General features: G+C 62.3%; 8 protein-coding genes. 4 read left to right on the forward strand and 4 right to left on the reverse strand.

The genetic code is table 11. The features are described 5' to 3' along the window. Positions 1-13: 13 nt before the first annotated feature. Positions 14-646, reverse strand: a complete 633-nt coding sequence (locus BLS87_RS03180; RefSeq protein WP_074750097.1) for a response regulator — start codon at positions 644-646, stop codon at positions 14-16. Positions 647-680: 34 nt separating this feature from the next. Then, positions 681-2,039 (reverse strand): cache domain-containing protein, encoded by a 1,359-nt coding sequence (locus BLS87_RS03185; RefSeq protein WP_074750099.1) that lies wholly within the window; start codon positions 2,037-2,039, stop codon positions 681-683. 288 nt (positions 2,040-2,327) lie between these two features. Here BLS87_RS03185 and BLS87_RS03190 point away from each other — a divergent pair, with 288 nt between their 5' ends. Together BLS87_RS03190 and BLS87_RS03195 are read left to right on the forward strand one after the other, a co-directional pair. After that, on the forward strand, positions 2,328-4,388 hold the full coding sequence (locus BLS87_RS03190) for a carbon starvation CstA family protein (protein WP_074750101.1): 2,061 nt from the start codon (positions 2,328-2,330) through the stop codon (positions 4,386-4,388). Next, on the forward strand, positions 4,388-4,585 hold the full coding sequence (locus BLS87_RS03195) for a YbdD/YjiX family protein (protein ID WP_074750103.1): 198 nt from the start codon (positions 4,388-4,390) through the stop codon (positions 4,583-4,585). Before BLS87_RS03190 ends, BLS87_RS03195 begins: the two co-directional genes overlap by 1 nt. Positions 4,586-4,693: 108 nt before the next feature. Here BLS87_RS03195 and BLS87_RS03200 read toward each other — a convergent pair whose 3' ends face one another. Continuing rightward, positions 4,694-5,884: a type II secretion system F family protein gene (locus BLS87_RS03200; protein WP_074750105.1), complete on the reverse strand. Its 1,191-nt coding sequence runs from the start codon at positions 5,882-5,884 to the stop codon at positions 4,694-4,696. A 5-nt stretch (positions 5,885-5,889) separates the two neighbouring features. Beyond that, the gene (gspG, locus tag BLS87_RS03205; RefSeq protein WP_074750107.1) at positions 5,890-6,336 is read right to left on the reverse strand and encodes a type II secretion system major pseudopilin GspG; all 447 of its coding nucleotides are present in this window, start codon (positions 6,334-6,336) and stop codon (positions 5,890-5,892) included. Positions 6,337-6,544: 208 nt separating this feature from the next. On the opposite strand from gspG, the gene BLS87_RS03210 reads away from it, so the two are divergent. Both BLS87_RS03210 and mnxG read left to right on the forward strand, forming a co-directional pair. Then, complete coding sequence (locus tag BLS87_RS03210) at positions 6,545-7,192, forward strand: lytic transglycosylase domain-containing protein (RefSeq protein WP_074750109.1); 648 nt, start codon at positions 6,545-6,547, stop codon at positions 7,190-7,192. A gap of 267 nt (positions 7,193-7,459) precedes the next feature. Beyond that, positions 7,460-13,309, forward strand: coding sequence for a manganese-oxidizing multicopper oxidase MnxG (mnxG, locus tag BLS87_RS03215; RefSeq protein WP_074750111.1), 5,850 nt, complete (start codon positions 7,460-7,462; stop codon positions 13,307-13,309). Positions 13,310-13,311 lie beyond the last annotated feature (2 nt).

The following is a 13,311-nucleotide window of genomic DNA, read 5'->3' on the forward strand; positions in this document are numbered from 1 at the left end:
ATGTCATCACTGATCACGGCAGCAGCAACCCGTGCTCCATCGCGTATTTCACCAGCCCCGCCGGCTTGTCGACTTTCAGCTTGCGGCGGATGCTCAGGCGGTGGGTTTCCACGGTCCTGACGCTGATCGCCAGGTCCCGGGCGAGGGTCTTGTTGTCCAGCCCTTTGGCCAATCCCACGAGCACCTGCACTTCACGGGGCGTCAGCTCGTTCTCCTCGGATTTTTTCGACACCAGCTTGAGCGTCACCTCGGCGCTGTAAAACGTGCCGCCGGTGGCGATGGCCTCGATGGCCGCGACGATTTCTCTGGACGGGGCGTTCTTCAGCACGTAACCGCTGGCGCCCGCCCGGATCGAGGTCGCGACGTATTCCTGATTGTCATACATGCTCAGGATCAGAATCTTGATCGCCGGGCAGCGCTGGCGGATCAGTTGCGTCAGCTCCAGCCCGTTCATGTCCTGCAGGCCGATGTCCACCAGCAGGATGTCCGGCTTGAGCGACTCGCACATCGTCAAGGCCTGGGCGGCGTTCTCGGCTTCGCCCACCACCTCGAACAGGGGACGGGTCGACAGCAGCGCGCGCACACCATCGCGAACCAGAGAATGGTCATCGACCAGGGCAATGCGGATGGTCTGGCTGGCGCTCATGATCGCGATGGGGTTCCTGTTCTGAAGAAAGTGTTCATGCGGCGACGCTCACGGGCATGGTCACGGTCAATTCACTGTGGCCCGGCGCCGAATACAGGTTGAGTTGGCCGTGGAAGTGTTCGACGCGCTCGCGAATATTACGCAATCCGATGCCGCCCTGTATCTCTGGCAGGTGGGCGACATCGACCCGAAAGCCGACGCCGTCGTCGCGAACGGTCAACTGCACCTGTTTGCGGGTGCCTTGCAGGTCGATGTACACGTTCTGCGCATGGGCGTGGCGCTCGATGTTGGTCAGCGCCTCCTGAAGAATCCGGAACAGCGCCACCGGCGCACCCTCGGCGAGTTTCAGGTTGCTCAGGTGGTGGGTGTAATGAATCGTCAGCCCGGTCTGTTGCTCGAATTCGGCCACCAGTTGCGTGACGGCGGCGGCAAGGCCCAGGGTGTCGAGCAGGGAAGGGCGCAGGTCGTGGGAAATGGTGCGGATTTCACCGATGGCCTCGCCGAGACGCTCGGTGCCCTGACGCAGGGTGTCCAGGCCTCGCTGGTCATTGCCCTCCAGTTGCAGACCGGCCAGTTCGAACTGGAACTTGATCGACACCAGAACCTGACTGATGCCGTCATGCAGCTCTCGCGACAACCGGGAGCGCTCTTCTTCCTGCAAATTCATGATGCGCTGGTTGAGCATTTGCAGCTTGCGGTCGGCGAGGCGGTGTTCGCTGGCGTTGAGCGTGACGCCACAGACAAAGACCAGGAGCACTGCAATCAGGGCCACGGCGCCGATGTCGAGCATGGTGGCATAGATGCCGCGCGCCACTTCCTGTCGCGCCTGTTGCGTGGCGCGCTCGACGTCTTCCAGGTAGATGCCGGTGCCCAGCATCCAGCCCCAGCGCTTGAGCATGACCACATGGGCAAGTTTGCCGGTGACCTGACCGGTGGAGGGTTTTTCCCAAGCGTAGTGCTGGAAGCCATCGCCGGATTCCGCGCTTTGCAGCAATGCGCGGATCACCAGCAACCCTTGCGGGTCGGTCATGTTCCACAGGTCCTTGCCCACCAGCGCGGCCTGGCGCGGGTGCATCAGGTTGCGGCCGCTCTGGTCGTACACGAAGAAATAGCCGTCGATGCCGAAGCTCAGTTTGGACAGTTCTTCGAGCACCTGCTGTTTGGTCTGCTCGTCGTTGCGCCCGCTGTCGTAGATCGGTGCCAGGGCGCTCATCGCCATCTCTACGTAGTTTTTCAGTTCGGCGCGCTTGCTGGCCAGGATGCTGTCTTCGATCAACTGCGCTTGCTGCTCACCCAGGCGCTGATTCTGCACGATGACCAATGCGCAGATCACCGACACGGCCAGGATCAGCGGCAGAATGCCAAGGGCGACGATCTTGTGTTTGAGTTGCATGGTGGTGATGTCCGGCGGGCGGGTGTGTTGTTGTAGGGCGCATTACAGCACGAACATCTGCGCTGCCTGGAACATCTTTCGCGAATGAATTCGCTCCCACAGCAGCCTGCCGCACCGAACGCAGAGTCAGGAATCTGTAGGGGCGTCTGCGTAGTTCTACGCAGTTGATCCCGTAGTAATACGAATTTATCTGGGTGACAGCAGCGGGGATAGTGGCGACGCTCCGTTATCCCGGTGCACACAATAACAATTACGCCGCAAGCCATGAGCTTCGGCAGGAGACCCACAATGACCCGACTGACCAAACATCTGGGTTGGTTCGCCGTCGCTGCCCTTGGGGCATGCGCCTTGGGTGTCGTCGCGCTGCGCCGCGGCGAAGCCATCAACGCTCTCTGGATTGTCGTTGCTGCCGTTGCCATCTATCTGGTTGCGTACCGCTACTACAGCCTGTTCATCGCCAATCACGTCATGCAACTTGATCCGACCCGGGCCACGCCTGCGGTGATCAACAATGACGGCCTGGATTACGTTCCCACCAACAAACACATTCTGTTCGGTCACCACTTCGCCGCCATCGCCGGCGCAGGTCCGCTGGTCGGCCCGGTGCTGGCTGCGCAAATGGGTTACCTGCCCGGCACGCTCTGGCTGATCGCCGGTGTGGTACTGGCCGGTGCGGTTCAGGATTTCATGATCCTGTTCCTGTCCACCCGCCGTAACGGCCGTTCGCTGGGCGACATGGTCCGTGAGGAAATGGGCCGTATTCCCGGCACCATCGCCTTGTTCGGCTGCTTCCTGATCATGATCATCATCCTCGCGGTGCTGGCGCTGATCGTGGTTAAAGCGCTGGCTGAGAGCCCGTGGGGCATGTTCACGGTGCTGGCGACCATCCCGATCGCGATGTTCATGGGCGTGTACATGCGCTACATCCGTCCAGGTCGCATCGGCGAGATTTCGATCATCGGCGTGGTGCTGTTGCTGCTGTCGATCTGGGCCGGTGGTCAGGTCGCAGCAAGCCCGGAATGGGCGCATGCCTTCACCTTCACTGGCGTGCAGATCACCTGGATGTTGGTCGGTTACGGCTTTGTGGCGGCGATGCTGCCGGTCTGGCTGCTGCTGGCGCCCCGTGACTACCTGTCGACCTTCCTGAAAATCGGCACCATCGTCGCCCTGGCGATCGGCATTCTGATTCTTGCGCCTGAGCTGAAAATGCCGGCCCTGACCCAGTTCACCGACGGCACTGGTCCGGTCTGGAAAGGCGCTCTGTTCCCGTTCCTGTTCATCACCATCGCTTGCGGTGCGGTGTCGGGTTTCCACGCACTGATCTCCTCGGGCACCACGCCAAAACTGCTGGATAACGAGAAGAACGCCCGTTACATCGGTTACGGCGGCATGCTGATGGAATCCTTCGTCGCCATCATGGCGATGGTGGCTGCCTCGGTCATCGACCCAGGCGTGTACTTCGCCATGAACAGCCCGGCAGCGGTGGTCGGCGGTGACGTGGTTACCGTGGCTCAGACCATCACCAGCTGGGGCTTCGCGATTACCCCCGACACGCTGACTGCGGTGGCCAAAGACATCGGTGAAAACACTGTGCTGGCCCGAGCCGGTGGCGCACCCACGTTGGCAGTCGGCATCGCGCAGATCCTGCACCAGGTGCTGCCAGGTCAAAACACCATGGCGTTCTGGTACCACTTCGCGATCCTGTTCGAAGCGCTGTTCATTCTGACGGCCGTTGACGCCGGTACCCGTGCCGGTCGCTTCATGCTGCAAGACTTGCTGGGCAGCTTCGTCCCTGCACTCAAACGCACCGAGTCCTGGACCGCCAACGTGATTGGCACCGGCGGTTGCGTGGCGCTATGGGGTTACCTGCTGTATCAGGGCGTGATCGATCCACTGGGCGGTATCAACACCTTGTGGCCGCTGTTCGGTATCTCCAACCAGATGCTGGCGGGTATCGCGCTGATGCTGGCAACCGTGGTCCTGATCAAGATGAAGCGTCAGCAGTACGTGTGGGTCACCATCCTGCCCGCGTCCTGGCTGCTGATCTGCACCGTGACCGCAGGCTTCATCAAGCTGTTCGACCCAAGCCCGGCGGTAGGCTTCCTGGCGCTGGCGAAGAAATACAGCACGGCGGCTGACGCGGGTCAGATTCTGGCCCCGGCCAAGACCGTTGATCAGATGCAGCATGTGATCTTCAACGCGTACACCAACGCGGCGCTGACCACACTGTTCCTGTTCGTGGTCCTGAGCATCCTGTTCTATGCGGTGAAAGTCGGCCGCGCGGCATGGGTCAAGAAGGAGCGCAGTGACAAGGAAGCACCGTTCCAGGCGATGCCGGAAGTACGCTGATGTTCAATGACCTGAGTCGCCTCGGCAAATACCTCGGGCAGGCGGCCCGCCTGATGGTGGGCATGCCTGACTACGATAACTACGTCGAGCACATGCAGAAGACTCACCCGGACCAGGCGGTGATGTCCTACGAAGCGTTCTTCCGCGAACGTCAGGACGCCCGTTACGGCGGCAAGGCCGGTCCCAAGTGCTGCTGATCCGTTGAACGGCAGTCGTTGAAAGATAAAAACGCCACGGTTCGCCGTGGCGTTTTTTTTTGCTCGCGCAGAGCGGGGCTCCTCCAGTCTTTAGGCGTGGCAGCCCTTTCAATGAATGCTCGACGCCAACTCGAAGATCGGGATGTACATCAGGATCACGATCAAACCGATCAACAGCCCGATGAAGGTCATCAGCAGGGGTTCGAAAAGGCGCACGAACCACTCGATCCAGCGGCTGATCTCTTCGTCGTAGAAGTCGGCGGTGCGTTCCATCATCTGTTCGAGGTTGCCGGACTGTTCGCCCGCGCGAAGCATGCGCAACGACACCGGCGTGGAGAGGCTGTTCTGCTCCAGCGCGACCGACAGCGCCTGACCTTCGCGGATGCGTTCGCTGGCCGCATCCAGACGCAGCTGTGACGCGCTGCCCAGCAGGTTACGGACCATGCCCATGGCCGTGAGGATCGGAATCCCGCCTTGCAGCAGAATGCCCAGCGAACGATAGAACCGCGCAAGCTCGTACATGAACACCCGCTGATAGACCGTGGGTATCCGCTCGATGGCGCGGTTGAATCCCAGACGAAAACGGCGCTGACGGACCAGCACCACCGAGCCCAGCACGAACGCCACGAAACCGATGGCGAAGTCCATCTGGTGGGCGTGCAGGAACATCCCCGTTTCCATGAGCACCCGCGACAGCCAGGGCAGGTTGGAGCCCAGTCCTTCGAACACCAGGCTGAAGCGCGGGACCACATACCCCATCAGGAACAGCACTACCGCGCCGCCGACAATCAGCAACAGCATCGGATAGACCGAGGCGCTGACGATGCGCTGGCGCACTTCGTCCATGCGTTTGCGGTACGACACGTAACGCCCCAGCGCCTCGCCCACCGCGCCGGTTTTCTCGCTGGATTGCACCAGCGCCACGTACAGCGTGGGGAACACCGCCGGGAATTGGGTCAGCGCCTGGGAGAACGACTTGCCTTCATACAACAGACGCACCAGCCCGCAGAGGGTCTTGCGGGCCTGAGGCGCGGTTTCTTTTTCCGCCAGGCTCTCCAGCGCATCGATCAGTGGCAGGCCTGCGTTGAGCAGGGTGGTCAGCTCCTGGCTGAACAGCACCAGGTTGAAATGTTCAGGTTTGCGAAAGCCTCGAATCACCCAGCGCGATTGGGCGCGGACATTGAGCACGCGCATGCCTTGCGCTTCCGCCAGGCTTTGCGCATCGATCGAGTTGTCGGCGTCCATCGCCAGGGACAGGACTTCGCCGCGTTTACCCACGGCCTTGATCAGGAATTTCATGGCCGTCACTGCCAACTGGCGACTTCGGCGTCTTCGCCTTCGCCACCGGGCTGACCGTCCTTGCCCATGGACAGCAGGTCGTACTCACCGTTTTCACCGGGATAGCGATAGACGTAGTTGCGGCCCCAGGGGTCCTGCGGCACGTTTTTCTGCAGATAGGGGCCCGTCCAGCGCGTCTCTTCGGGCGGGGCCGCGACCAGCGCCTGCAAACCTTGTTCGGAAGAGGGGTAATGACCCACTTCCAGCCGGTAGAGGTCCAGTGCCTTGGACAGGCCTTCTATTTGGGCACGGGCGACTTTGGCCTGGGAGCGACCCAGCTGGCTGAAGTATTTGGGTGCCACGATGCCGGCCAGCAGACCCAGAACCACCAGGACCACCAGCAATTCGAGCAGGGTGAAGCCGCGCTGAAAACGTGGGGAAGAAGACGGCGCACAGCGGGTGAAAAGCCCCATGGAAACCTCCGCAAACTGGGTTGTATTGAGGGCTTATGCAATTGCCGTGCGCGCCGACAGCCGCGGCCTTGAGCTTTTGCGTGCAGCCTTCTGGACCGGGCGTTTGCGGGGGACGCCAGTTCGGCACAGCCTTTGCGTTGACCCCCTGCATGGCACCGCGAGTGGGGAATAACCCCCAGTTTTAGCGAGCGTGCCAGAGGAGGCACGGATGGACTTTGAACGTACGTTCAGAGGCGTATTGCTGACGCTGTGCATACTGCCGCTGGCCGCTCAGGCCGACGTGTACATCTCGAAGGGACCGGACGGCAACATCATCATTTCCAACGTCAAGCGAGCCGGTCGCAACATTCAGAGCGTGTTCCACGAACCCGTGTCGCAACCCCCGTTTCAACCTGCCGGCACCGCCTTGGCCGGGACCGACGAAAAAAGCATGACGGCCAGTCAACGTCCCTATGCGCAGGAAGTGTCGCAGGCCGCAGCCAGCAATGATCTGCCCGAAGCGTTGCTGCACGCGGTGATCCGCATCGAGTCCGGCTACAACCCCTCGGCACGCTCGGTGAAAGGGGCGGCGGGGCTGATGCAGTTGATGCCCGACACGGCCCGGGAAATGGGGGTCACCAATGTCTGGGACCCGAGCTCGAACATCCAGGGCGGCGCGCGTTATCTCAAGCAATTGTTGGTGATGTTCGGCAACGACGTGTCGCTCGCCGTGGCCGCCTATAACGCAGGCCCGGCAGCCGTGAGCAAACGCGGCAATGTGATCCCGCCCTTCGCCGAAACCCAGCGTTACGTCCCCGACGTACTGCGCGATTACCACCGGCTGTTGGGGGATGCGTCGACCGCTCTGGCCAATTGAGGGCCGATGATTGCGGGCCACTGCGAACGTGGATTCAACGGGGTGGGGCTGGCGGGTGGGAGTCGGGTGGTTCAGGCGGAAAACACGTTGGGGAATTGCCCCACTTCCGGGGACTGGGCGTTGTTCGAAACCGTTGTCATTTCCCCATTTCTTGCATCGCTATTCGCTAACTCGTTGAATTACAGGCAATGATTTTGTGGCATGGACGTTGCTCAGGGCTGTTATGCGCCGTTAGGTGAGATTTTCCGTTGCGGAGGACCCGTCACGATGAAACCCAATCCATCTCGTCTGCTCAATCTCTGTCTGTCGATCGGCGCCTTGTTCGCCGTCGAGGACACCGTCGAAGCCGCCATCCGTTGTGAGCGCAATCTGGTCGCCAACGTCGTGGCGCTCGATCAACCGCTGATGTACAACCGGCTCGGCGCACAAAACGCCAATGGCATGATCTACGCACTGCGCGGTGATGTGGTCGACGAACACAACGTCCTGCTCAGTCAGGGCGGTGCTGCAGTGCCCGGCAAGGTGACGTTGCGCCCCGACAAGCGTCCGCGGCCGATGGTGCTGCGGGTGGCGGCGGGGGACTGTCTGACCGTCACCTTGCAGAACCTCCTGGCGCTGCAAGCCAACCCGAACAGCGAGATGGAAGGGCCGGAGTTGCCGGAAGGTGAAGACGATGCCCAGGCACCGGCTGCCAACATGCCGGGCGAATTCGTGGTGAACGACCAGGTCAGCGAGCGCTATGTCGGCTTCTCGGTCAACGGCATGCAGGCGGTCAACAGCATTGCCGACATGTCGTCCAACGTCGGACGCAACGGCAATTTCCTGTTGGCACCCGGTGCAACACGCTCCTACACCTTGTACGCCGAGCGTGAGGGTGCGTTCAACGCCAACAGCCAGGCAGCGACGTTTGGGGGAGAAGGCACGTCCGGCAACATGGCCAACGGCTTGTTTGCCCAGGTCGTTGTGGTGCCCAAGGGTGGCCGCATGTACCGCAACACCCTGAGTGAAGAGGAGATGCGCCTGGCCAGTGTCGGCCGCGCGCCAACCGGTCAGCCCATCGTCGACTACGAAGCCCGCTACCCGCAGCGTCAGCCTTGGATCACCGAAGGCAAAGCCGGTCTGCCGATCATCAACATGGTCAACGGCAACGAGATCATCAACAGTGAAACGGACGCCGTTGTCATGGGGCCCAACCCTGACGGCAGTTTCCCGCCTTCCACCTATCCGCTGGAAAGCATCGGCAAGCGCAACCCGGCCGTGCCCAACCGACTGGAGCCGTTTCGGGACTTTGCCGCCGTGTTCAACGATGAGTCCGCCGTGACCCAGGCGTTTCCCGGCTATTTTGCCGACCCTGTGTTCGGGCACATGCTTGAACCGACCCGCGACGCGTTCATGATCAACTACGGATCAGGCGGTATCGGCGCCGAAGTGATCGCCAACCGCCTGGGCGTCGGGCCGATGCATGACTGCCTGTCATGCGCGTATGAGGAGTTCTTCCTCAGCTCCCACACCGTGGGGGACATCGGCATGCTGGTGGACGTACCGGCCAACGTCGGCCTTGAACAGATCCTGCCCGGCCAGGTGCCACCCAGGGATGCGACGGGCATCAAGGCGAGCATGGCGCTGTATCCCTCCGAGCCGTCGAACGTGAACCACAGCTACATCGGCGATCTGGTGAAGATCCGCAACACGCACAACGGCAAGGAACAGCACATCTTCCACTTGCATGGGCATCAGTGGCTGTTCAACCCCAACGACGACAACTCCGATTACATGGATGCCCAAGGCATCGGTCCGGGCGTCGGCTATACCTATGAAATCGCCAATGGCGGTTCGGGCAACCGCAACCGGGTGTCGGGCGATGCAATTTACCACTGTCACTTCTATCCGCACTTTGCCCAAGGCATGTGGACCATGTGGCGCATCCATGACGTATTCGAAGAAGGAACCCGGCTTGAGGTGTCTCAGGCCAGTAACGACGGGTTCCACACCACTCCGTTTGCCCTGCGCAGCGGTAAACCGGCTGCGGGTGCCCGCGCATTGCCGGACGGTGAAATCGTAGCGGGCACACCAATACCCGCCATCGTACCGCTGCCGGGCAAGGCGATGGCCCCCATGCCTGGCAAGGTCGCTGTGGTGCCCAAGCTCGGTGAGCTGGTGGCCGCCAATGATGATGACAATGACGATGACGATGATGATCAGGGCGGCGGCGACGCCAGTCACTCGGGTGAGGGCGGTCAGGCAGTCATTGGCTCGGTGGCGCTGGTCGACCGCAGCGAAGCCAACCGCAACGCCGACGGTTCATTGAAAAACCCGGGATATCCGTTCTGGATCGGCGGCATGGAAAGCACCGTAGGACAACGCCCACCGACCCCACCCCTGGACATGCTCGACAGCGCCAAGGCCCAGGCCCTGCGCGACAGCGGCAATGCCCTGTGGGCCAATCTCGATCCATTGCAATCGGCCGGCTGGGACGGCGGCTTGCCACGCCACGCGCTCGATGGCGTCGCGGCGGGCGGGGAAGCCGAAACGGTGACCACCGCTACCGATTTGTCGAAGGTGGTTCACAAGGCCAAGGCCGTGTTCATGCCGGAAGAGGGCACGGACGTGGAGCAGGCCGCCATGCTGTTCCATTCCAAACCGGATCACCCCAGCTTCGCCTTGCTGCCTGGCAAGCAAGTGGTCGCCAAGGCATTTCGCACCAATGGCGCCTTGCCGGTGGCGGGCGCGCCGTTCTACGAACCCTGCATGGACGATCGGGGCAAGCGCCTGACGTCGATGGCGGGCAACGGCATGTTCAACAGCGGCGAGACGGGCAACGGCATGTCGTTCACCGGTTCTTCGCAGTACAGCGCCGATCACCCGCGTATCTATAAAGCGGCGAACCTGCAATTCGACGCGGTGTACAACAAGGTCGGCTATCACTTCCCGCAAGCACGCATCCTGGCGCTCTGGGAGGACGTGTGGCCGGTCATCAACAAGCAACGTCCGCCGGAACCGCTGGTGATGCGCATCAACACCTTTGATTGCGTGATGTATCAGCAGACCAACCTGATCCCCAATTACTACGAGCTGGACGATTACCAGGTGCGCACGCCGACCGACGTGATCGGCCAGCACATTCACCTGCCTAAATGGGACCTGACGGCCGCCGACGGTTCGGCCAACGGCTGGAACTACGAAGACGGGCTGCTTTCACCGGCGACGGTGGTGGAACGGGTGCATGCCATTCGTGCCTTTAACAACTGCACCGAAGCGGACGCCCGCGATGGCACCCCGGCGTGTCCGAAAGCCAAGGCGCACCCGTATTTCGGGCAGTACGGCCGGGCGGACTGGATGGGCGCCCGCACCGCCATGCAGCGCTGGTTCGCTGACCCGGTGGTCAACACCCGGGGTATCGACCGAGGCCTGGGCACCATCTTTACCCACGACCACCTCGGCCCATCGACCCACCAGCAGTTGGGTCTGTATGCCACGGTGCTGGCCGAACCGGCCGGTTCCACCTGGTTCCATGCCGAGACAGGCGAACCTCTGTACAGCGGTGCGCGGCAGGACGGCGGTCCGACGTCGTGGCAAGCGGTGGTTTCCACCGGCGATCTGGATGGCGACGGCAAGAACGACAGCTTCCGTGAGTTCTTCCTCGAGTACAGCGACTTTGTGCATGCCTATGAAGCCGGGGTGTATGTCGGGGCAGGGCCAAACGGCGTGCCGAACGGCAACGCTTACCCTGCCACCGCCAACAGCTTCCGCTACGCGATCAACCCGCCAGGACGCAAGGCAGCGGCCAATCTGCTGGATTCGGTGCTGGAAGTTGGCAGCGGCGAGCTGGAAGGCTGTCCGACCCGGCCCTGCCCGCAGGCCATTTCCGTGGACGACCCTGGCATCTTCGTCGTCAACTACCGTCACGAGCCTGTGGGGCTGAGGGTCTATGACCCGAACCGCACGGCCCCGGATGGAAAGCCGGGCATGCAGGCCAATGGTCTGGCCGGGGACCTGGCGTACGCCTTGCAGACCCGCACCGACAGGGCGATTCCTGCGCTGAACCTGGCACCGAGTGCGATTACGTCGGCGACCGGCCCTACCGGCGGCATCACGCAGTTCCCGCCACACATCAACCGTGGCGGCGACATGCCGGGCGATCCGTTTACGCCAATGCTGCGTACGTACACCGGTGACAATGTGCGCTTGCGTTTGCACGCCGGTGGTCACGAGGAAGAACACAACGTGACCCTGCACGGCGTGAAGTGGCTGCATTCAGGCAGTGGGTTCGGCAACAGCTCCAACTCGGGGTGGAAGTCGTCGCAGATGGTCGGCATCTCCGAGCAGATGGGCTTCAACGCACCGGTCGCGACGATCTCCAGCGCGGCCAGCGACACCGGCGACTACCTGTATTCGATGGACGCTTCGCTTGAAGGCTACTGGAACGGCATGTGGGGCATCATGCGCAACTACGGGTCGCAGCGCAGTGATCTGTTCGCGTTGCCGAACAACCCCAAACCGGTCATTGCGCGCAACACCGTGGCGTTCGACGGTATCTGCCCACGCTACACCACCAATGCCAATGGTATCGGCACACGTCCGACGGTACAGCGCAACTTCGAAGTGGTGGTCGCACTGGCCAACGACATCCTCGGCAATCCGCTGAACCTGACCCTCGGCGACGCCGCAGGGCAGGGCCAGCACGTCGGCGCGCCGCTCAATCCGGCGGGCGGTACGCTGGTCTACAACAAGCGTGCGGTAACCATTCCACAGGCGACGGTCACGGACCCTGAGGACGGCGTGACCTTCACCATCGGCGGTCAAGCCGGGCCGTTGCACGATCCGACCGCGATCCTGTACGTGCGCAAGGCCGATCTCGACCCGATCACGGGCAAGCTCAAGGCCGGCGTACCGATCGAGCCGCTGATGTTGCGAGCCGGTGCGGGTGACTGCATCAACGTGACCCTGGAAAACCGACTGCCAACGGCCATGCCCGACCTGCCGAACTACGCCGTCATGGCCGGTACCGTCAAACGTGACCGCAACAGTGCGCAGGGTTCGACGACCTTCAATAACAACCTGATGCGTCCATCGAGCCACGTGGGCATGCACACGCAGTTGCTGGCTTACGACATCACCAAGTCGGACGGTTTCAACGTCGGCCTCAACCCCGTGCAAACCATTGCACCTCGGGCAGGCACATCGGGCGCCTGGCCAACCCGCACCTATCAGTACTACGCGGGGCATCTGGAGCGTGAAGGCAAACCGGTGTCGCAACTGGGGCGCGCCGTGGACAACATCAACACCACGCCCATCGAGTTCGGCGGTTTCAACCTGACGTCGGCGGACATGATCAAGCAACCGCAGAAAGGGCTGGCAGGCGCCATGGCAATCATGCCGCTGGGTGCGACCTGGACCGAGGACACCAAATCCCGGGCCAATGCCACGGTCAGCGTCAGCGGGCAGACCGCCTACCGGGACTTCATGCTGGTCATGCAGAAGTCGCTGAACATGCGCTGGGGCAATGGACGGCCCGTGGAGAACCTGGCCGCCGAAGGCAATGGCGTGCCGGCTGATCCGCAGGACAACTCCGGCATGGCCATCAACTATCGGACCGAGCCGCTGTGGTACCGGTTTGGGCTGTCCCCGGATGCACCGTTCGGCCACGCCGACGGCCATGGGTTTGCCGATGTACCGAATGCGCACATGGCCTACAGCAATGCATTGGTCGGCGGCGATCCGCAAACACCGGTCCTGTACGTCAAACCGGGGCAGCCGTTCCGTACGCACCTGACGGTGCCGGGCGGCGGCAGTCGCGGCACGACCTTCCAGCTGGACGGTCACGTCTGGGCGATGCATCCGTTCCAGGCCGAGAAGTCCGACATCGGCGGCTACCCGATGGGGGCGTCGGGCGTGGGCTCGGTGCGGTTCGCCTACAACCCGATGTCGTTGTACATCGGCGCACAGGAGAGCCTCCTGCCCGCCGCGCACTTCAACCTCATGTTCCCGAGTGCCGGGGGCGCGAACGCCGTGCCGGGGGATTACCTGTTCCGTGACTATGCCGGGTTCGGCAACGTTTCGGGGCTGTGGGGCATTCTCCGGGTGACCAACGATCCAGAACCCGCTGCGGCGCCCTAGCG

The organism is Pseudomonas abietaniphila (assembly GCF_900100795.1).
In the GTDB taxonomy this organism is placed as follows: domain Bacteria; phylum Pseudomonadota; class Gammaproteobacteria; order Pseudomonadales; family Pseudomonadaceae; genus Aquipseudomonas; species Aquipseudomonas abietaniphila.